Origin of the sequence: Clostridiisalibacter paucivorans DSM 22131 (assembly GCF_000620125.1) — a bacterium.
Classification (GTDB): domain Bacteria; phylum Bacillota; class Clostridia; order Tissierellales; family Clostridiisalibacteraceae; genus Clostridiisalibacter; species Clostridiisalibacter paucivorans.
Genome location: NZ_JHVL01000010.1, coordinates 35,579 through 56,933, shown reverse-complemented (window position 1 = coordinate 56,933; position 21,355 = coordinate 35,579). Strand labels below are relative to the sequence as shown.

Below are 21,355 nucleotides of genomic sequence, written 5' to 3'. Positions count from 1 at the left end.
GGGGGTAGGATATTAAATATGTTTAATAAAATATTTTGGGGATTCATATTTTTATTTGACTTTAGAATTCAAGGTGTGGATATATTACCAGATATTATAGGCTATATTATGATCTATTCAGCATTGAATTATCTTGCCTCTGAAAGTGATTATTTTTATCAGGCTAGAAGATTTGCATTACCATTGGCTATTATATCTATTGCAGACATCTATGAATTTAAGATAGATACAGGGATGTTTGACCCATTATACGTGGTTTTGTTCATTTCAAGTATAGTTGCCACAGTATTAAGTTTAATGATGATATATAATATATGTTATGGTATAGCTGAAATGGCAAGAAATAAAGAAGAGTATCCCTTAGAAAAGATGGCAATTAAAAGATGGGAAATATATTTATATATAACTATGGGAGTATTTATATTTACATTGATAGGTAGTGTTATGCCACAAGTTTTAATTTTACTTTTTTTACCTATATTTATAGGTGCTATAGTAAAAATGATTATACTGTTGGAACTTTTTAAGAAGGCAAATAGATGTCTTGAAGAGAAAGATATTTTAAGGAGTTGACATTGTGAAAGAAATATTAGACTTGCCCATTAAAGAGATATATAATGCCATAATAGAGAAAAAAATATCTTCATATCAATTGGTTAAGATTATATTAGATAGAATTCAAAGTTTTAATCCCAGTTTAAATGGTTTAGTACAAATAAATGAAGACATTTTAAAAGAAGCAAAAAAAGCCGATGAAAGATTAAATAAAGGTGAGTATTTGGGTAAATTGCATGGAATTCCAGTCACAATAAAAGATTCTTTTGATACCAGTGGGATAGTATCAACAGCGGGTACATTAGGGAGAAAAGACTATATACCTGATAAAGATGCAGAGGTAGTGAGAAGATTAAAAGAACAAGGGGCATTGATTTTAGGTAAAACTAATACTCCTGAGTTAACTCTTATATTTGAAACGGATAATATTGTATATGGAAGGACTAATAATCCCTATGATTTAGAGAGGACTTCTGGAGGGAGCAGTGGTGGAGAAGCTGCAATGATAGCGTCGGGGTGTTCCATATTAGGGATAGGAAGTGATACAGGAGGAAGCATAAGATTGCCAGCCCATAATTGTGGGATAGCAGGATTAAAGCCTACTTATGGGAGAATTTCTAGGGCGGGGCATATAGTGTCCTTTGGTGGAGTATTAGATTTCATGACCCAAATAGGTCCAATGGCCAAGTATATAGAGGATTTAGAATATTTATTACCTATATTGTCAGGATATGATGCTAATGATCCTTCAACAGTTGTTAATATGCCCATTTATGATAGTAGGGATGTAGATTTAAGCACCCTTAGGATCGCATATTTTATAGATAATGGGATATTGACACCTTCAAAAGACACTATTGATGTTATAAAAGAAGGGGCTATGGTACTAAAGAATATAGTTAGCAGTGTAGATCAGGATTTACCATCTTATATAGAGTATACAGATAGAGTATATGGTAAAATTTTTGCTTCTGATGGAGGAAAATGGGTTAGAAAAATTTTAGATAAATATAATACAAAAGAAATTCATCAATCATTGAAATGGGCATTTACTCAAAATAAAGGGATAAGTGCTGAAGAACTCAGTGAATTATTATATATGAAGGACAAAATTAGAGCCAATATGGCTATATTTATGGATAGTTATGATGTAATACTATGTCCAGTTAATGCATATCCAGCTATGAAGCATGGAGAGGCATCAAATAAGGAAAATAGGAGGGCGTATAGCTATACTAAGACTTTTAATCTTACTGGAAATCCCGTAGTGACAGTCAGATGTGGCACATCATCAGATGGACTTCCCATAGCTATACAGGTAGTTGCACGACATTTTAGAGAAGATATAGCCTTTGCAGTGGCCAAAAAATTAGAAGATATATTTGGTGGATGGGTTAAGCCATTTTATTACTAAGGGTACCTATTTTTTCTATAGTACATTCTATTAAATCACCAGATTTTAAAAACTTAAAGGGCTTAAATCCTAAACCTACGCCAGAAGGTGTACCTGTAGCGATAATATCTCCTTTTCTTAAATACATGCCTTTAGATAAATCGCTTATTATATAGGGAATATCAAAAATAAGGTTTTTAGTATTGGAATCTTGTCTTATTTCACTATTTATTTTACAAATTAGGTTTAGCTCAACTGGGAATGGAATTTGAGATTTGTGTACCAAGAATGGGCCCATGGGACAAAAGGTTTCTAAACTTTTTCCTTTGAACCACTGTCCATGTTTTCTCTGAATATTTCTTGCAGATATATCATTTACTATAGTGTATCCAAATATATGATCTTCAGCATCCTCTTTTGGGATATTTATTCCATCTTTACCTATAACAATTGCTAGTTCTACTTCATAATCTATCATATTAGTTATATCTCTATGGTTTAAAATAATGTCCCCATCTCCTATGGCAGGGTTAGCGGATTTATTAAAATATATTGGATATTTTGGGATATTATCTTCTGACCCTTTAAGCCCCATCGTTTCTTTGGCATGGTCTAAGTAATTTTTCCCAAGACATATTAAGTTTTTCTTTGGGTAAGGTATAGGAGCACATAGTTTAACATCATCCAATGGAATTAATTTTCCATCCCAATTTTTTATTATTTCACTTATTTGTTCAAATAAATCCTTGTTAAAAATGTCTATTAGAGAATTCAAATCTCCATTAAAGTCTAAATCTAATTTATTAAAAATGTTTTTTAGTGGTATGATATTATTCTTATCATTGTCCATTAATCCTGGTTCAGTTTTTTTATTGTAGTTATAAGTTAAAAAATACATTTTTTTACCTCCTAAAAGTTCTTTATTTTTTATTTTCAACAAAAGTTGTTTTATTCCTCTAAAAATTATAAATTTTTTAACTTTATAGAAAATAACCTTTCAATAATATCTTTAACTATGTAATAATTATTATTTCCTGTGTTTTAATTGATTAAAATTAAGTTCTAATTTATTATAGAATAATATTATATTATAATGATAATTGGGTAGAAATATAGAAGAGAGGAGAGTGTATTTATGGAATTTAAAAAAACATATAGACAGTGGATTGAAAATGATTATATTGATAAAGATACCAAGAGGGAATTAGAAAATATAAAAGACGATGAGGAAGAGATAAGGGATAGGTTTCATCAGGAATTGGAATTTGGCACTGCTGGACTTAGAGGCAAGATAGGGGCAGGAACCAATAGGATGAATAAATACATAATATCTAAGGCAACTCAAGGTCTTGCAGATACTATTAAATCTAGAGGAAAACAAGCTATGGATAGAGGAGTGGCTATAGCCTATGACACTAGACATTTTTCGGATTTTTTTGCTAAAACTGCTGCATTGGTATTGGCTGCAAATGGCATAAAGGTGTATTTGTTTGAAGATGTTAGACCAACTCCTGAACTGTCTTATGCAGTTAGAAGGCTTAATACTATTTCGGGGATAGTAGTAACGGCTAGTCATAACCCCAAAGATTATAATGGGTATAAGGTGTATTGGGAAGAAGGATCTCAAATATTATCTAATATTGCAGATGAAATAACTTCAAATATTAAAAATATATCAGACTATTCTAAGATTAAAACTATAGATGAAGAAGAGGCACAAGAAAAAGGCCTCTTAGAATATATAGGTACTGAAATAGATAATGAATACATCGAAAAGGTTAAGGATTTAGCTATTAGAGAAGAAATAGATAAGGATATAAAGATAGTATATACTCCACTAAATGGAACAGGAAACGAACCAGTTAGAAGGGTATTAAAAGAAAGGAATTTTAATAATATAATAGTCGTACCTGAACAAGAAAATCCAGACCCTGATTTTACAACAGTGGGATATCCAAATCCTGAGGATCCAAAGGCATTCAAATATGCACAAGAATTGGGAAAAAAAGTAGATGCAGATTTGCTTATAGCGACAGACCCTGATTGTGATAGGGTGTCGTGTATGGTTAATATGGATAGTGGAGAATATATAGCTTTAAATGGAAATCAGATAGGTGCCTTGCTTATAAATTATGTATTGGAATCAAGGAAAGAGCAGGGGACATTGCCTAGAAATGGCGTAATAATAAAGTCTATAGTTACTGGTGACTTAGGTAAAGTAATAGCGGAGAGTTATGGAGTTAAAACTATAGAGACATTGACAGGATTCAAAAACATATGTGGAAAAGTAAATGAGATAGAAAAAAATGGAGAAGAAAAGTTTATATTTGGATATGAAGAGAGTATAGGCTATGTATATGGAACCTTCGTAAGGGATAAAGATGCAGTAATATCTTCTATGCTTTTGGCAGAAGCTGCAGCATATTATAAAACAAAGGATAAGACATTATTAGATGTGCTTATGGACATATATGATACTCATGGATATTATGTTGAGGATTTAGTTAATATTATATTAGAGGGAGTAGAAGGTAAAAATAGAATATCTAGGATGATGGAACAGTACGGAAGAGATTATCCCATAGATTTTGATGGAATTAAAGTAAAAAAAGTTATAGATTTCAGAACGGGAGAGATAAAGGATATAGAAGATGGAAGTATAGCTCAAGATAAAAGAAATCTTAAGACTAATGGACTTAAATTTATATTGGAGGATGGTTCGTGGTATGCCATAAGACCTTCGGGAACAGAGCCAAAACTTAAAATATATATATATGGGAAATCAGATTCATTACCACATGGTAGAAATAAGTTAGATCTAATAGCTACAGAGGTAAAGAAAAGATTAAACTCAATAGATTAGGATTTGAACTTAAATTTAACATGTAGTAAAATATAAAATAGAAGAATATGAATTTAGTAATTGGGCACAAAGAGTATTCTTTGTGCCCAATTAAATATTAAATTTAAATTATTATGGGGGAGGAATTTTATGCCCAACAAATTCCTGCTAGAAAAGAATGAAAAAATTCTACAGGCAAGGAAGGCCTTTATTAATGAAGGTGTATTAAAGAGGGAAATAGTAGGAGATACTATAGCCAATTCATGGTTAAGGTGTAGAGAAAAGGGAGTAAATGCCTTTAAACCAAATATAAAAACAGAATTAACAGACAAGGAATTATCTAAAAGATATGAAAAGTTTGAATTTTTATTGAAGATGGCCCAGCCTTTTATGGAAAGTCTATATAAAATTGTAGGCAATACTGGATTTATAGTTAGACTTACAGACAAAGAAGGCTATGTACTTCAAGTTGGAGGAGATACTAAGCTATTGGAACAGCATGACAATATCAATATGCATAAAGGTTGTAATGTAACGGAAGATATAATAGGTACCAATGCAATAGGTACGGCTCTTGTTACTGGCCAACCTATTCAAGTATTAGCAGCAGAGCATTATTGTAGTCTTTACCATAATTGGACATCATCAGCATGTCCCATAAAAGATGGAAAGGGTAAAACTATAGGTGTATTGAGTATGTCTGGAATTTATGATAAAGTGCATCCCCATACATTGGGAATGGTTATAGCATCTGCAGAGGCTATAGAATATGAGCTTAAATTAGATAAAACCAATAAAAAACTTAGAATGGCTAATAAGCATTTTCATGCCATTATGGAATCCATATCCGAAGGACTTATTTCTATGGATAATAAAGGTATAATAAAAAGGGTAAATTTTTTTGCTAGGAATCTTTTAAATATAAAAGAAGAAGAAGTAATAGGAAGAAATATAAATTATATATTGGATAAAAGAAATAGTACTAAAATCTTTAAAGGAATCGAATTAGGTAGGGGATATGAAGAAGAAGAAATATATTTTAAAAGTAAATCTGGACGGAAGATAGCATGTATAGTAAATGTTACGCCTATAAAGGATATAGAATCCAATAAGGTAGAAGGTATAGTTATAACATTTAAAGAAGCTAAAGTAGTGCATAATTTGGTAAATAAGATTGTAGGTGCAGTTGCTAGATTTACTTTCGATGACATATTAGGAGAAAGTAAACAGATTAAACAAGCTATAAAATTGGCAAAGGTATCAGCCAAAACTAATGCTACTATTTTATTATTGGGTGAAAGTGGAACAGGCAAGGAAATGTTTGCTCAAGCCATACACAATGAAAGCAATAGAAGAAGAAATCCATTTGTGTTTTTAAACTGCGGAGCTATCCCTAGAGAGTTAGTTGCCAGTGAATTATTTGGATATGTGGAAGGAGCCTTCACAGGTGCAAAGAAGGGAGGGCACCCTGGAAAGTTTGAATTGGCCGATGGAGGAACTATTTTTTTAGATGAGATAGGAGATATGCCTTTAGATACTCAAGCAAATTTGTTAAGGGTTATAGAGACTAAAGAAGTGGTAAGAGTGGGAGGGCATGATGTTGTACCAGTAGATGTTAGAGTAATTGCAGCCACTCATAAGAATTTAAAAAAAGAGGTTGAACTAGGAAATTTTAGAAGGGATTTATATTATAGATTAAATGTAATGCCTATAAAAATACCTTCTTTAACAGAACGGAAAGAGGATATAAGGATATTCATAGACTATTTCTTAAAAAAGTTTAGTAAGAGAATGGGAAAGAATATAAAGGGTATAAATAATGGATTCTATCAAGGGATGCTAAAGTATAATTGGCCAGGAAATGTGAGAGAGTTACAGAATGTAATGCAATTAGTTATAAATACAGCTGAAAATAATCAAGTATTAAGGTATGAACAACTACCTACACATATGATAGAGGTAAATCATGTTGAAAATGCCAATGGATATGATAAATTATTAACTTTAGAAGAGATAGAAAAGAGTGCTATAGCAAAAACTATACAAGAAGTATCAGGAAATATGTCTATGGCATCGAAAATTCTAGGCATTGGAAGAAGTACACTTTACAGGAAAATAAGGAAGTATGGACTGGACCATGTGTTAAAATGATACACATGTGCCATAATGAAACACCAAATAATAAAATAATATAATAAATATGTATCAAATTGAAACAAAATATATAGAAAAAGATATGCAATGGGAGGTATGTCTTTTCCTATATATTTTTTTTATTTTTTTATTTGTGATTATTACTAAAACTGAACTATATTTCAAATATTCAGAATTATCATTGGTATAATTGTTGCAATTATATAATCTGGATGGAGAAAAATATACTATATTATTTAAAACAGAGGGGATGTGCGTGTTGGAAATTGTTAAAAGAAGAACAATGAGACAAATAATAGTGTTACTTTTATTTTGGATAATTCTTTCTGAAAAGTTAACTTTAGAAGTGATAGGAATAGGACTATTTATTATTGCATTAATTTATATACTTAATAAAGATAATATGTTTTCTAAAAGAAAAGAAGTATACAATATATACCATAAAATGTATTATTTAACTATATATATTTTTACTTTATTAAAGGAAATAGTAATGGCCAATTTTCATGTGGCTGCAATAGTATTGAGTCCAAAGATGAAAATATCTCCTACCATAGTTAAATTTGATACTAGACTGAAGAAAGACTTTACAAAAACTGTTTTAGCAAATTCTATAACATTGACTCCAGGAACATTAACAGTAATTTTACAGGGAGATACTTTTACTATACATTGTTTAGAAAGGGAATACGTTGACAGTGTTGTTAATTCTAAATTTGAGAAGATACTTTTAAAAATAGAGGAGTAATTGAATATGGAATATAAATTATTTGTTTTTGCAATTATTTTTTTATCGATAACTGTAATTTTATGTATGATTAGGGCAGTAAAGGGACCTACTCCTGCTGATAGATTAATATCTATAAATGTTATAGGAACTAAGACCATAGTTATTATTTCCATAGTGTCCTTTATATTAAGGGAAACTTATTTTATAGATGTGGTTTTAGTATATGCCCTTATTAGCTTCATAGCATCTATTGCTATATCAAATATTATTGAAAGAAGTGGAGGAAAAAGCCATTGAAAATTTTAATTATGACTATATTGTTATGTGGAGGATTATTTTTCTTTTGCGTTGGAACAATAGGTCTTTTGAGATTTCCAGATTTGTTTACTAGGGCACATAGTGCTGCAAAATGTGATACATTGGGGGCATTCTTATGTTTATTGGCACTTATTATATATAGTGGATTTAATTTTTCAAGTTTAAAGCTTTTGTTGATAATTTTATTTCTATGGTTGACAAATCCCACTGCAACTCATCTAATAGCTAAGGCAGCATATAATACAAAAAAATCCTTTGGAGTGAATGAAAATGAAGATATTTAGTATTGTAATGCTTTTAATACTTATTGGCTCATCAATAGCAGTTTCTGCTTTAAAGAATATGTTAAGTAGTATTATTGTGTTTATGGTTTATAGTCTTATAATGGCAATATTATGGCAGCAGCTCAATGCACCAGATTTAGCCATTACAGAGGCAGCTGTAGGTGCAGGGATAACAACATTGCTATTTGTGCTTACATTGAAAAGGATTAAGGGGGTCGGAAAATGAGAAAGGCAGTATCTATACTTTTAGCTATAGGTATTATCGTAATATTGTTAGTAGGAGTAAATGAACTCCCTAAATTTGGGAGACCCCATAATCCATCAGATAATTATGTGGAACATAGGTATGTTGAAAAAGGTGTAGAGGAAACAGGTGCGTTAAATATTGTAACAGGCATAATATTAGACTATAGAGCATTGGACACATTTGTTGAGGCCACGGTTTTATTTACTGGTGCAATGACAGTCTTAGTAGTTTTGAAGAAGGATCAAGATGAAATGGACAGGAGGAAAAAATGAATACAGTTATATTGAAGGAAGTTACAAAACTTGTAATACCTTTTATTCAGGTATTTGGTATATATGTGATATTTCATGGACATTTATCTCCTGGAGGGGGATTTGCAGGTGGAACTATAATCGGAGCTAGTTTAATACTATATAGGTTGGTTATGGGAAGTGAAAAGGCATCTAAGAAATTTAGCTATAATAGGCTTATTAAGATATTGTCCTTTGCATTGATAATATATGGGATTTTAAAGGGATTTAGTTTTATTACAGGGGGGAGTCATATAGAGGGGTTTTCTATGCCATTGGGTAATGCAGGAAATATATTGAGTGGTGGGTATCTTTTACCACTTAATATATGTGTAGGAGCTATAGTATCTGTTACAGTTTATTTCTTTTTCAGTTTATTTTATGAAGGACATATATAGAGAGGGTAATGTACATGGAAGGATTGATTACTAATTATTTAGAGACAGGGTCTATAATCTTATTTGGAGTAGGTTTTGCTACTTTACTTATGCATAATAATTTAATAAAAAAAATTATTGGAATGAATATAATGGATACCGCTGTATTCTTATTCTTTATTGCTAAGGGATATATAGCTGGAAGAGAGGCACCCATTATAAGAGGGGCGCACAAGGGAGTTGATGCATATATAAATCCAGTGCCTACAGCATTAATGCTTACAGGAATAGTAGTAGCAGTGAGTATAACGGCCTTTGCGTTGGCTCTTACTATTAGATTATATGAAAAATATGGAACTATAGAATTAAACGAAATAATGAAGATGAGGAGTGATTAACATAGAATTTTTCAAGAATTTTCCGTTAATAATTATTTTGATGCTATTTATTACTTCTTTTACTATGCCTATAATAAAAAATAAAAAGATTGTTAAAGGACTAAGTATAGTTTCGATGATCATATCAATGATATTGTCTGTACTAACTTATGTATATGTAAGGACCAATGGTAGCTTCTTTTATAGGGTAGGACATTGGGATGCTCCTTGGGGTATTGAATTTCAGATAGGAATCATAGAAGGAATAATGTCTATATTATTTACTGGAGTAGCTACATTGATATTGTGGTATTCAATATATAGTGCTGAAAAAGATATTAAAGATAATAGAATACCTCTATACTATTTATTGATAAATATATTAATAGGGTCACTATTGGGGATTGCCTATACAAATGATTTATTTAATGGATTTGTATTTGTAGAAGTAAGCACATTGGCTTCATGTGGAATTATAGTAGTAAAGGATAAAAAAGAAAATATAAAGGCAACATTAAAATATCTAGTACTAGGTAGCTTAGGTTCAGGTCTTGTACTGATGGGTATAGCATTTATTTATTCTATAACTGGTAATTTGAATATGACATTTGTTCATAAAGAGATAATAAATGTATATGAATCATATCAAAAGACTATTTTGATAACTATGGGATTATTTACTATTGGTCTTGGAGTTAAGAGCGCAATGTTTCCGTTACACGTCTGGCTTCCCGATGCTCATTCCAGTGCTCCATCCACATCTAGTGCATTATTGTCTGCTCTTGTCTTAAAGGCATTTGTATTATTTTTGATTAAAATATTATATAGGATGTTTGGGTTTGAGATAGTTAGTGTATTCCCCATACTTAAATTAATACTAATATTAGGTAGTCTTGGCATGATAGTGGGCTCAGTATTGGCTATATTACAAAAAGATATAAAGAGAGTTATTGCATATTCTAGTGTGGCACAGATGGGATATATATTTTATGGTATAGGGCTAGGCAATGAATTGGGATTGGGCATAGCATATTTTCATATTATAGGTCATGCTGTAACTAAATCTTCTCTATTCTTATCAGTAGGGTCTATGATAGAACAGACAGGAAAGAAAAAACTAGATGATTTGAAAGGCATAGGAAAAGAAATGCCTGTAACATTGGCTATATTTACTTTAGGGGCATTATCCATGGTAGGGATACCAGTATTGCCAGGATTTATTAGTAAATGGTATTTATCTTTGGCCAGTATAGAAAGTGGTAAAATAGTCTATTTAGGAGTGGTGCTTTTAAGTAGTTTATTAAATGCTATTTATTATTTTCCTGTAGTTATTAATGGATATTTTGGAGAAGAAAATCTAAAGGGCAAAATATATAAAGGTAAAAATAAGCCTATAAAAGAGTTATTGCCTGTATTATTGTTAACAGCCAGTATGATAATAGTAGGTATTATGTCTAAAGAAATAATAGGTATTATAATGACAGGAATTAAAGGATAGAGGACGGTGTAGTTATGACTGATTATATAATATTGATTCCAGTATTATTTCCAGTGTTGGCAGCGATTTTTATGGTTACAATAAGTCCCAAAAGAGAAAATGCAAGGAATATATTCGTAATATCTTCAGTAATAATAAATCTAATATTGCTAACAGCAGTATTATATGTAAAGGGAGAAACTCAGATACATATTTTTAAATTTAATAGCTTTTTGGATATATATTTTAAAATAGATAAATTGGGCATAATGTTTTCAACATTGGCATCGATACTTTGGGTATTTACTACATTTTATTCTTCAAAGTATATGGAGCATGAGGGAAAGGAAAAGCAATTTTTTATTTTTTTCACTATTACATTAGCTATAACCATAGGTATAGCTTTTGCTGGCAATCTTATAACTTTATATATTTTTTATGAGTTTCTTACATTGGCCACATTTCCAATGGTTATTCATGCAGGCTCTAAGGAGGCATTGGATAGTGGTAAAAAATATTTAATATATTCCTTCGGAGGAGCGACATTGGTTATCTTTGGCATGATTTTACTTTTTTATATAGCCAACGATTTAAGCTTTATACCTCAGGGAATACTTAATAACATATCTAGTAATGAATATAGTCTTCTGCTTATTGTGTTTATATCATTATTTTTAGGGTTTGGAGTGAAGGCTGCATTGGTACCCTTTCATTCTTGGTTACCTGCCGCAATGGTAGCACCTACTCCAGTAAGCTCTTTATTACATGCTGTGGCAGTGGTTAAATCGGGAATATTCGCCCTTATTAGAGTTACTTATTTTATATTTGGAGTAGATATAATACAGAAGATAGATGGAGATATATACATTTTGATATTGGTTATAATAACTATACTTATGGGGTCATTGCTAGCATTGCATCAAGATAATCTGAAAAAAAGATTGGCATATTCTACAATAAGTCAATTGGGATATATATTGCTAGGTATATTACTATTGAATGAAAATGGTTTGGTGGGGGGATTATTACATCTTATAAATCATGCTGTAATAAAGATAACATTATTTTTCTGTGCAGGGGCAATATATTTTAAGACTGGAAAGAAAAGTATAAAAGAAATAAAGGGTATAGGAAGGGAAATGCCAATAACTATGATTTGTTTTTCTATAGCATCTATCTCTCTAGTGGGGATACCACCTACCAATGGTTTTGTTAGCAAATGGTATCTAGCATTGGGTGGACTAAATGCCAATAGAGTTATGTTTCCAGTAATACTATTATTGAGTGCCTTTTTAACTGCAGCTTATTTAGTGCCCATAGTTGTTACGGCATTTTTCTCTGGTTCAGATCCAGATATCCAATATGAAAACAAAGATCCAAATATAAAGATGTTAGGACCTATAGTAGCTCTTACATTTATAGTAATTATTTTGGGGCTATTCCCTAATGCTGTACTGCACTATATACAGGATATAGCTAGAGCCCTTATATAGATATAAAAAAGAGGTGAGGCTTTTGGATTATCAAAATTGTTTATTGCTAATATTATTATTACCATTTATTTCAGCTTTTTTGGGATATATAATAGGAAAAAAGAATGAAAACTATAGAGATGTATTAAATATTATATCTACAGGTATAGAACTAGTATTTGTATCAATGCTTTTTAATAAAGCAACCCATGGAGGTATAGATGTATTTATACCAGATATAATGGGTATAGGACTGTATTTAAAATTAGATGTATTTAGATATATCTTTGTATGGATAACATCATTTGTCTGGTTTTTAATATCCATATACTCTAATCAGTATTTAATAAGGTATAAAAATAGAAATAGATATTATGCGTTTTTTATGCTTACTTTAGGAAGTACTATAGGTATTTTTTTGTCAGAGAATTTATTAAATCTATTTACTTTCTTTGAGATTATGTCCTTTACTTCATATATATTAGTGATCCATGATGAAGACAAATATGCCCATGAAGCAGGAAGATCTTATTTAAGCATGGCTGTAGCCTGTGGATTGGTGTTGTTATTGGGATTATTCATATTGTATGACTATACTGCTACATTGAACATAACTCAGTTGCCTAAGGCTATGGAAGGTTTGGGGAATATAAGATATCTAGTAAGTGTCTTTTTTATAATTGGTTTTGGGGTTAAAGCAGCGATGTTTCCTTTGCATATATGGTTGCCCAAGGCTCATCCAGCAGCACCTACACCAGCCAGTGCAATATTATCAGGTATATTAGTAAAGGCAGGAGTATTTGGTATAATTATAACAGTAAATATAATGATGGAATCGGATATGACACTCTCTATTATAATAATTGTTTTAGGCTTTATAAATATGTTTGTAGGTGGATTTTTAGCAATGTTTCAGAGGAATGTAAAACGTATATTGGCTTATAGTAGTATGAGTCAAATAGGATATATATTTGTAGGAATAGGTTTAGTGGGAATATTGGGGGATCACAAGGCTTTTGCAGTATATGGAACCTTATATCATATTATAAATCATGCACTGTTTAAGGTACTATTATTTTTGATTGCAGGTATTGTATATATGGTTTTACATGATTTAAGTATAAATATAGTCAGAGGATTTGGGAAACATAAAAAAAGACTTAGATTATTGTTTATAGTAGGCATGTTTGCAATAACAGGGATACCTGGGTTTAATGGATTCATAAGTAAGAATTTGATTCATGAAGCTTTAATTGAGGCTATGCATATATATCATAATCCATGGCTTACATTTGCAAATGTAATTTTTACTATAAGTAGTGCATTTACTGTTGCTTATCTTTTGAAGATATTTGTATCTTTATTCATAGAGCAAAATGAAAAATATACTGGGCAATATAAAAAATATATAAAAAAGAGGGCAATACTACCAATGGTAATACTGAGTATAGTTATTATATATATTGGTATACGGCCATATAAAATATTTAATATGCTCAAGGGTGTTTTACCACTATTTGATGTATCCCATGATATAACTCCTCATTTTTATAGTTTTGAAATAATAAAGGGGACTATAATAACCACATTGTTAGGAGTAGTCATATATATAGGATTTATAAAAAGATATCTATGGAAGGCGATGGACAATGGAGAAAAGATATATGTCAATCCATCTCTAAAATGGCCATCTTTAGAAAAAAATATATATAAACCTTTAATAAAGATAACATTTGAATCCAGTTCATTGGTGTTTCATATAATAGATAAAGCGGTAATAACAGTGGTGAAACGTATAACAGATTTTATGAAGAAGATTAGTGAAATGGAGATAGGTACTGGGAAACATAGAGAACAATTTAAACAAAGGATGAATTCAAAGGCTGTAGTATTGGCCTCTAAAACAGATGAAATAAATGGATATGTAGAACATGAAGTTAGTTCTATTTCAGATATAATGTTAAGGGTAAGGGGCAATCTCAATAGTTTGACTTATTCCATATTTATATTTGCTATAATGCTTATTGTGGCATTAGTTGTAATGGTATTTTAAAATTTATTTTTTAATAAGTATATTTTGACATAATGGGTACAATATATTATAATCAAAGGAAAAGTATATAATCATATTGACTATGACGAGAAGAGTAGATTTAAGGTGATGTTAGAGCGAGTCGACGACGGTGAAAGGTCGATACTAGCCTTATATTGAAGAACATCTCTGAGTTTCTAACTGAAATCTTATTAGAAAGTAGGATTAGACGATGCCAGTTCGTTAAATACTGGGGGCAGATACTGTCCAAAGAGGTGGTCATTTTGACAATAAGGGTGGCACCGCGAATGATAACTTTCGTCCCTTTTATAAGGAGACGGAAGTTTTTTGTGTATAAAAGGAGGGAAAGACAATGGAAACTATAATGGTTAAAGATATTTTTAGGAATCCAGAAAAATATCTAGAAAAAGAAATAACAATAGCTGGATGGATTAGGACATCTAGGGTGCTTAAAAAATTTGGGTTTATGGAATTAAATGATGGTAGTTTTTTCAAAAATATTCAAGTGGTATTTGAACAGGATTTAGATAATTTTGAAGATATATCTAAGTTAAATATAAGTGCATCTGTAATAGTACAGGGAAAATTAGTAGAAACTCCACAAGCTAAACAATCCTTTGAGATGCGTGCAACTAATATAGTAGTAGAAGGGGAATCAGCATCAGATTATCCATTGCAAAAGAAAAGACATACATTTGAGTATTTAAGATCTATATCCCATCTTAGACCTAGAAGCAATACATTTTCTGCCGTATTTAGGGTGCGTTCATTGGTTGCATATGCTATACATAAATTTTTTCAAGATAGAGGGTTCGTATATGCCCATACCCCTATAATAACAGGAAGTGATGCAGAGGGTGCAGGAGAAATGTTTAAGGTAACTACTTTAGATCTAAAAGATGTACCTAAAACAGAAGAGGGTAAAATAGATTATTCAAAGGATTTTTTTGGAAAAGAAACGAATCTTACAGTTAGTGGACAATTAGAGGCAGAGATATTTGCATTGGCATTTAGAAATGTATATACCTTTGGTCCTACATTTAGAGCAGAAAACTCTAATACAGCAAGACATGCGGCAGAATTTTGGATGATAGAGCCAGAGATAGCCTTCGCCGATTTAATAGACAATATGGAATTGGCTGAGGATATGATCAAATACATAATTAATTATGTATTTGAAAATGCTCCAGAGGAGATGGAATTCTTCAATAAATTTATAGCTAAGGGAGTAATAGATAGACTTAAAAATATTGTAAATTCTGACTTTGAAAGAATAAGTTATACAAAGGCCATAGAGTTGTTGAAGGAATCAAAAGAGGAGTTTAAATACTCTGTAGAATGGGGATGTGATCTTCAAACAGAACATGAGAGGTATATAACAGAAAAAATATATAAAAAACCTGTGTTTGTAACGGACTACCCTAAAGAAATAAAGGCCTTTTATATGAGATTAAATGATGACAATAAGACTGTAGCAGCAATGGATTTATTAGTACCAGGAGTAGGAGAGATTATAGGAGGAAGTCAAAGGGAAGAAAGATTAGATGTATTAGAAAGTAGAATAGATGAAATGGAATTGGACAAAGAAGACTATTGGTGGTATATGGAGCTTAGGAAATATGGAGGAACAAAACACGCAGGATTTGGATTAGGGTTCGAAAGGATAATTATGTATATTACTGGGATGTCAAATATAAGAGACGTAATACCATTCCCAAGAACAGTAAAATCAGCAGAATTTTAATTTATAATTCCTCTGTCTTTTTTATAAAAAGGACAGAGGAATTATTTTAAGACTTTTAGTTATTTTTAATCAAATCAAACTCTGTTTTTGTTTGACCAACTATTTCTTTCTTATGATTTTTAATATCTAATATATAATACTTTTCTAATTGTTTCAATTCCTTGTCTGTTATAATTTTTAATTGTTTTAATGTTTCCAATACTATTGCTGGCATAATTTTAGAATTTCCATCTTCAATTTTAAAAGCTATTCCTATGCCTTTATCCTTTAATCCAATGGCATAATAAGCAGAAGCTCCAGATTTAGCGAAAAGTCTGTCACCACAAATTTTCATTAAATCAGTACAAATTCTGTTAGTTCCTCCTACCATTTCAGGATATTTAGTCATTGATGTTATAATTTTCGATACCACTTTTTTTCTAATGGGATTAAATACTTCAGGTTTAGATAGTTTAGCAAAACCATGGGCAAATTTATATAAAGGCATGGCATGAACTGGCACTCCACATCCATCAATTGCTGTGATTATCTTATTTTCATCATATTCACAGACTTCCGATAAGGTATTCATTATTCTTCTTTGTACAGGATGTTCCTGTTTATAATAAGAATCTAAATCTTCACCATAGTATTTAGCCGTTATTAGCATGCCAGAGTGTTTGCCTGAGCAATTACAATGTATATTTTCAGGCTCTAGTCCTTTGCTTTTTAATTCCTTTGAGGCATAGTTGGCTATGGGGTAGTGTGAACCACATTGAAGATAGTCTTTATTTAGTTCGGCTTTTTTTAAAATACTTTCCACGGTTTTCACGTGGAAATCTTCACCACTATGAGAAGCACAGAATATGGCTATTTCTTTATCTGTAATTCCATATTTTTCAATTGCCCCACTTTCTAAAACTGGTATAGCTTGTATAGGTTTAGCTGATGATCTGGCAAATGTTACCCTGTTAGGATCTCCATAATAATACAGCAGCTCTCCTTTATGGTTAACTACTGCAATATGTCCTATATGAGTAAGGTCTACCATATTTCCTCTATAAGTTTTTGCTATTATAGACATTTGTAAGCCCCCTCGCATTAAATATATTTTATATTATATCATAATATTTTATATTCCACTTTAAAAATTATTAATAAAGATATATAATTATAATAATTTTATAGTATTTAATACAAATAAAAGGCATACCAATAGATGGAAATGTGAATAAAATTCAGAAATTAAAGTAATTACTTTAAAATTATAAAAAAATATATTGACTATACCGATTGAATATAGTATTATTTTTAAAAAGGAGGGGTGTATTTGACGATAGTTGATAATATATTGAACAATATGGAACGGTTGAGCAATAAACAAAAGATTATTGCTGAATACCTCATAAAAAATAGAGGTAAAGTAGGTTTTATGAGTTTAAAAGATATAAGTCAAGAAATAGATGTTTCAGAAGTAACTATATTGAATTTTTGTAAGAGTATTGAGATAGATTCCTTTACTGAATTAAAAAAATCATTTCAGGAACTAATAAAGAAACAGCTTCATGTTCCTAATGAGATAAAGTCTTCACTTCAAGAGCTGGATAATCTAAAAGATGTATATAATAATATTATTCAAATTCATAAACTAAACTATGAGAGGGCACTTAGCCATAATAGTATAGAGAAATTTCAAGAAATATCGTATTTAATTAGTAAATCAAGGCGTATATACATATGTGGTCAAGGTATATCTAAAGTTATCGCAGAATATATAAATAGTAGATTGCGGCTTATAAATATTGATAGCGTAACTCTGGAAGTAGGAGATATAATGGAGTCAAGTATAGATTTTGCAAGAGCCACAACGGATGATTGTTTTATTCTCATATCTTTTCCTAAGTACTCTCATAGTATTATCAATCTTGCTCAATATCTTTTTAAAAATAACTTCACATATATATCTATAACAGATAGTGATAACTCACCATTGTCTAAGAATTCTAAATATTCTTTAAAGAGTCATAGCGACTCTCTTGTATTTCATAACTTTATTTCATCTACTATCTGTCTAATAGAGATATTGATAGTAATATTAAGTTTCAACATGAAGGACAAATTGATGTCACATTTTGATAACCTTGAAGAAATACAATCATTATTATCACAAAATTTAAACAATCAATAACTGGATAGATATCTATTTATCCAGAAAAATAAATTTCTTTGCTAATAATATGTTAATTTAAAGACATACTTTAATAAATTAACGTATTATCATAGCATAAGAGAATAAAAAATAGGGGGAATGTAGATGTTTAAAAAAACAACTGTGCTTTTTTTAATTACTGTACTTATAGTTTCTTTATTCGCAGGTTGTGGAGGAAATACCGATACTGTGAATAACAGTGATGGCACTGATGAAGGTGATAATACTGATGTGCCAAAGGAGGTAGTTATAGGATTAGCTGGAGATGCTTACTCCTTAGATCCATATCCATTAAATGAGACAATAACCAATGCCATAAATAATCATTTATATGATTCACTTGTGGCACCTGATGCAAATCTACAACCTGAGCCTTCTCTTGCAGAGACCTGGGAGATATCTGACGATGCAAAAACATGGACTTTTAATTTGAGAAAAGGGGTTAAATTTCATAATGGTAACGACTTTACAGCAGATGATGTAATATATTCATTTGATAGGTCAAAAGAAGAAATGTCTGCCTTTAAATACTGTTTATCTACAGTAGAAAGTTATGAAAAGATTAACGACTATACTCTAAAAGTTGTATGTAAAGACTCCAATGCATTACTTCTTGCCCATTTAAAGGATTTAATGATTTTGGATAAAGAGACATGTGAAGGGCAGAGTGATGAATGGATTGCATTGAATCCCAATGGAACTGGAAGATATGAATTTGTTGAGCATGTGAGGGGAGACAAAATTGTATTTGAAAGAAATGATGATTTTTGGGGAGAATTACCTGATGTAGAAAAAGTAACATTCAAACCTATTACGAATGAGGGGACACGTACAGCAAACATGGTTTCAGGTTCTGTTGACTTCATAGCAGATGTACCGGTTAGAGACATAGAAATACTTAAGTCAAAGGATAATATAGAAATCGTATCTCAGCCTAGTTTGAGGGTTATATATCTTAATTTAGCAGGTTGGACAGATACTCCAAGTAAGGATGCAGAAATGCCTTTAAAATCTCCAGATGGTTCTAATCCATTTAAAGATATTAAAGTAAGAGAAGCGATGTATCGTGCAATAAATGAAGAAGAAATTGTTGAAAAAATAATGAATAATTATGCTACACCTGCTGCTACTTATATACCTGAAGGATTTAATGGTTATAACCCAGATATAGAAAGATTGAGTTATGATCCAGAATTAGCAGAGAAGCTTCTTGATGAAGCAGGTTATTCAAGACAGGACGATGGTTACAGATTTGAGGTTACCCTAGATGCGTCTAATGATAGGTATATAAATGATGCAGAGATCGCAACAGCAGTAGCAGGTTATTTTGAAAAAGTAGGCATAAAGGTAAACCTAAATTTAATGTCAAGAACTATATTTTTCACATATATAAGTGGAACTAATAAAGAAGGAGATAATACCCATTTATGTATGACAGGATGGGCAGACAGTGGTGGAGAAAGTGCTCTTATGGGATTAGATCTTGTCTATAGTATGGCACAGAATGGTTATGTAAAGGATGGCTATGGTGCAGTTAATAGAGGTTACTATCAAAACCCTGAAGTAGATAAATTAGTAGATCAAGCTATAGCAACAGCTGATCCCGCTGAAAGAGATAAAATAATGCAGGAAGTATGGAAAGTTGCAGCTGATGATGTATCATATATACCTCTTCATTTTCAACAGGATATATATGCCCATAGTAAAGATGTAAAGTATCATCCACGAAAAGACAACTATATACATGCTTGGGATATAGAATTTGTAAAATAAATAATTGAATAAGGAAAGGATTTTTCCTTTCCTTATTCAATTCAATAAGAAAATACATAATATTCAAAATACATTATAGATAGAGAGGGTGATAATATGCTTAGATATCTATTGACAAGGATATCTCAACTTATTTTAGTACTATTTGTAGTATCTATATTGGTATTTATGTTTACAAGTGTTATGGGGAATCCTGTATATTTAATGGTTAGAGAAAATGCTACAGAGGCAGAAATTCAGGCGGCTATAGAATACCTAGGCTTGGATAAACCACTTCCAGTTCAATATGGTGTATTTGTAAAGAATGCCCTGAAAGGAGATTTTGGGAAATCATATATATATCATCAACCAGCATTGGGGTTAATAATAGAAAGATTTCCAGCTACTTTGGAGCTTGTAATTATAGCTATGTTATTGTCAGCATTGATAGGTATCCCTTTGGGAGTAATATCTGGGGCATATCCTGAAAAAATATCTAGCAAAACAATTATGACTTTATCAATTGCTGGGATATCACTACCTTCATTTTGGGTGGGTATGGTGATGATTTTTTTATTTAGCCTTACTTTAGGAATCCTTCCTGTATCGGGACGAGGCGACACTGGTACAATTTTAGGTATCAAAACTAGTCTTGCTACAGTAACTGGATGGAAACATTTGATATTGCCGTCCATAACCCTTGCACTGGCCAATATAGCTACAATCATTCGATTAACTCGTGCTGGAATGCAGGAAAATGTTAGACAGGATTATGTGAAATTTGCTAGAGCAAAGGGTGTTTCACAAAGGAAGGTTTTATTTGGGCATGCATTAAAGAATACCTTAATACCTGTAGTTACTATATTTGGTTTACAATTAGGTTCCCTAATAGCATTTACTACTATAACAGAGACAATATTTGCTTGGCCAGGAATGGGAAAATTACTTATTGATGCTATAAATAGTGCTGATAGACCAATAGTGGCTGCATATGTATTGTTTGTTGCGGTTATGTTTGTATTTATAAACTTCATTGTAGATATTCTTTATACTTTTATAGATCCTAGAATAGATTTGAAATAATTAAAAGGCAGGTGATAAT

20 protein-coding genes and 1 other annotated feature are annotated in these 21,355 nt (G+C 31.1%); of the genes, 18 read left to right on the top strand and 2 right to left on the bottom strand.

Annotated elements, in window-relative coordinates; genetic code table 11:
* Positions 1–18 precede the first annotated feature (18 nt).
* The gene (locus Q326_RS17915; RefSeq protein ID WP_026894545.1) at positions 19–573 is read left to right on the top strand and encodes a hypothetical protein; all 555 of its coding nucleotides are present in this window, start codon (positions 19–21) and stop codon (positions 571–573) included.
* A 4-nt stretch (positions 574–577) separates the two neighbouring features.
* Positions 578–1,969 (top strand): amidase, encoded by a 1,392-nt coding sequence (locus Q326_RS0106005; RefSeq protein ID WP_051531232.1) that lies wholly within the window; start codon positions 578–580, stop codon positions 1,967–1,969.
* On the opposite strand, the gene Q326_RS0106000 is transcribed toward Q326_RS0106005, so the two are convergent.
* Positions 1,950–2,846 (bottom strand): fumarylacetoacetate hydrolase family protein, encoded by an 897-nt coding sequence (locus tag Q326_RS0106000; RefSeq protein WP_026894543.1) that lies wholly within the window; start codon positions 2,844–2,846, stop codon positions 1,950–1,952. The genes Q326_RS0106005 and Q326_RS0106000 overlap by 20 nt on opposite strands.
* Before the next feature lie 237 nt (positions 2,847–3,083).
* On the opposite strand from Q326_RS0106000, the gene Q326_RS0105995 reads away from it, so the two are divergent.
* From Q326_RS0105995 to asnS, 13 genes are all read left to right on the top strand, one after another.
* Positions 3,084–4,811 carry a phospho-sugar mutase gene (locus Q326_RS0105995; RefSeq protein WP_026894542.1) on the top strand — a complete coding sequence of 576 codons (1,728 nt, stop codon included), beginning with the start codon at positions 3,084–3,086 and terminating at the stop codon, positions 4,809–4,811.
* 129 nt (positions 4,812–4,940) lie between these two features.
* The gene (locus tag Q326_RS0105990; protein ID WP_051531230.1) at positions 4,941–6,941 is read left to right on the top strand and encodes a sigma-54-dependent Fis family transcriptional regulator; all 2,001 of its coding nucleotides are present in this window, start codon (positions 4,941–4,943) and stop codon (positions 6,939–6,941) included.
* Positions 6,942–7,203: 262 nt separating this feature from the next.
* Complete coding sequence (locus tag Q326_RS0105985) at positions 7,204–7,692, top strand: Na+/H+ antiporter subunit E (protein ID WP_169733576.1); 489 nt, start codon at positions 7,204–7,206, stop codon at positions 7,690–7,692.
* Between the two features lie 6 nt (positions 7,693–7,698).
* Positions 7,699–7,971, top strand: a complete 273-nt coding sequence (locus Q326_RS0105980) for an MrpF/PhaF family protein (protein ID WP_026894539.1) — start codon at positions 7,699–7,701, stop codon at positions 7,969–7,971.
* Positions 7,968–8,276, top strand: a complete 309-nt coding sequence (mnhG, locus tag Q326_RS16860) for a monovalent cation/H(+) antiporter subunit G (RefSeq protein WP_245592062.1) — start codon at positions 7,968–7,970, stop codon at positions 8,274–8,276. Before Q326_RS0105980 ends, mnhG begins: the two co-directional genes overlap by 4 nt.
* A complete protein-coding gene (locus tag Q326_RS0105970) occupies positions 8,263–8,502 on the top strand; it encodes a hydrogenase subunit MbhD domain-containing protein (protein ID WP_026894538.1) in 240 nt (79 codons plus the stop codon). The genes mnhG and Q326_RS0105970 overlap by 14 nt, the downstream gene beginning before the upstream one ends.
* Positions 8,499–8,795: a hydrogen gas-evolving membrane-bound hydrogenase subunit E gene (mbhE, locus tag Q326_RS17910; RefSeq protein WP_051531227.1), complete on the top strand. Its 297-nt coding sequence runs from the start codon at positions 8,499–8,501 to the stop codon at positions 8,793–8,795. The genes Q326_RS0105970 and mbhE overlap by 4 nt, the downstream gene beginning before the upstream one ends.
* Positions 8,792–9,211, top strand: a complete 420-nt coding sequence (locus Q326_RS17905) for an MnhB domain-containing protein (protein ID WP_051531224.1) — start codon at positions 8,792–8,794, stop codon at positions 9,209–9,211. Before mbhE ends, Q326_RS17905 begins: the two co-directional genes overlap by 4 nt.
* A 14-nt stretch (positions 9,212–9,225) precedes the next feature.
* A complete protein-coding gene (locus Q326_RS0105960; protein ID WP_156936257.1) occupies positions 9,226–9,588 on the top strand; it encodes a sodium:proton antiporter in 363 nt (120 codons plus the stop codon).
* Positions 9,581–11,065: a complex I subunit 5 family protein gene (locus Q326_RS0105955; RefSeq protein WP_051531222.1), complete on the top strand. Its 1,485-nt coding sequence runs from the start codon at positions 9,581–9,583 to the stop codon at positions 11,063–11,065. Before Q326_RS0105960 ends, Q326_RS0105955 begins: the two co-directional genes overlap by 8 nt.
* Before the next feature lie 14 nt (positions 11,066–11,079).
* Positions 11,080–12,537: a proton-conducting transporter transmembrane domain-containing protein gene (locus tag Q326_RS0105950; protein WP_026894535.1), complete on the top strand. Its 1,458-nt coding sequence runs from the start codon at positions 11,080–11,082 to the stop codon at positions 12,535–12,537.
* 22 nt (positions 12,538–12,559) lie between these two features.
* Positions 12,560–14,569: a complex I subunit 5 family protein gene (locus Q326_RS16850; protein WP_051531220.1), complete on the top strand. Its 2,010-nt coding sequence runs from the start codon at positions 12,560–12,562 to the stop codon at positions 14,567–14,569.
* 73 nt (positions 14,570–14,642) lie between these two features.
* Positions 14,643–14,877: a binding site (T-box leader), on the top strand.
* A gap of 44 nt (positions 14,878–14,921) precedes the next feature.
* Positions 14,922–16,313: an asparagine--tRNA ligase gene (asnS, locus tag Q326_RS0105940; RefSeq protein ID WP_026894534.1), complete on the top strand. Its 1,392-nt coding sequence runs from the start codon at positions 14,922–14,924 to the stop codon at positions 16,311–16,313.
* 55 nt (positions 16,314–16,368) lie between these two features.
* Here asnS and Q326_RS0105935 read toward each other — a convergent pair whose 3' ends face one another.
* Positions 16,369–17,376: an asparaginase gene (locus Q326_RS0105935; protein WP_026894533.1), complete on the bottom strand. Its 1,008-nt coding sequence runs from the start codon at positions 17,374–17,376 to the stop codon at positions 16,369–16,371.
* 246 nt (positions 17,377–17,622) lie between these two features.
* Here Q326_RS0105935 and Q326_RS0105930 point away from each other — a divergent pair, with 246 nt between their 5' ends.
* The 3 genes from Q326_RS0105930 (at position 17,623) to Q326_RS0105920 (ending at position 21,336) form a co-directional block, all read left to right on the top strand.
* Positions 17,623–18,480, top strand: coding sequence for a MurR/RpiR family transcriptional regulator (locus Q326_RS0105930; RefSeq protein WP_026894532.1), 858 nt, complete (start codon positions 17,623–17,625; stop codon positions 18,478–18,480).
* 126 nt (positions 18,481–18,606) lie between these two features.
* Entirely contained in the window at positions 18,607–20,274 is a 1,668-nt protein-coding gene (locus tag Q326_RS16845; RefSeq protein ID WP_084489554.1) for an ABC transporter substrate-binding protein, read from the top strand.
* Positions 20,275–20,370: 96 nt separating this feature from the next.
* Positions 20,371–21,336, top strand: a complete 966-nt coding sequence (locus Q326_RS0105920; RefSeq protein WP_026894531.1) for an ABC transporter permease — start codon at positions 20,371–20,373, stop codon at positions 21,334–21,336.
* Positions 21,337–21,355: the final 19 nt, after the last annotated feature.

Excerpts from the sequence above, each read along its gene's own strand:
- Q326_RS0105990 (WP_051531230.1), top strand. The coding sequence starts at position 4,941 with ATGCCCAACAAATTCCTGCTAGAAAAGAATGAAAAAATTCTACAGGCA.
- Q326_RS0105995 (WP_026894542.1), top strand. The coding sequence starts at position 3,084 with ATGGAATTTAAAAAAACATATAGACAGTGGATTGAAAATGATTATATT.
- Q326_RS0106000 (WP_026894543.1), bottom strand. The coding sequence starts at position 2,846 with ATGTATTTTTTAACTTATAACTACAATAAAAAAACTGAACCAGGATTA.
- Q326_RS16845 (WP_084489554.1), top strand. The coding sequence starts at position 18,607 with ATGTTTAAAAAAACAACTGTGCTTTTTTTAATTACTGTACTTATAGTT.
- asnS (WP_026894534.1), top strand. The coding sequence starts at position 14,922 with ATGGAAACTATAATGGTTAAAGATATTTTTAGGAATCCAGAAAAATAT.
- Q326_RS0105980 (WP_026894539.1), top strand. The coding sequence starts at position 7,699 with ATGGAATATAAATTATTTGTTTTTGCAATTATTTTTTTATCGATAACT.
- Q326_RS0105970 (WP_026894538.1), top strand. The coding sequence starts at position 8,263 with ATGAAGATATTTAGTATTGTAATGCTTTTAATACTTATTGGCTCATCA.
- mbhE (WP_051531227.1), top strand. The coding sequence starts at position 8,499 with ATGAGAAAGGCAGTATCTATACTTTTAGCTATAGGTATTATCGTAATA.
- Q326_RS17905 (WP_051531224.1), top strand. The coding sequence starts at position 8,792 with ATGAATACAGTTATATTGAAGGAAGTTACAAAACTTGTAATACCTTTT.
- Q326_RS0105920 (WP_026894531.1), top strand. The coding sequence starts at position 20,371 with ATGCTTAGATATCTATTGACAAGGATATCTCAACTTATTTTAGTACTA.
- Q326_RS17915 (WP_026894545.1), top strand. The coding sequence starts at position 19 with ATGTTTAATAAAATATTTTGGGGATTCATATTTTTATTTGACTTTAGA.
- Q326_RS0105950 (WP_026894535.1), top strand. The coding sequence starts at position 11,080 with ATGACTGATTATATAATATTGATTCCAGTATTATTTCCAGTGTTGGCA.
- Q326_RS0105960 (WP_156936257.1), top strand. The coding sequence starts at position 9,226 with ATGGAAGGATTGATTACTAATTATTTAGAGACAGGGTCTATAATCTTA.
- Q326_RS0105935 (WP_026894533.1), bottom strand. The coding sequence starts at position 17,376 with ATGTCTATAATAGCAAAAACTTATAGAGGAAATATGGTAGACCTTACT.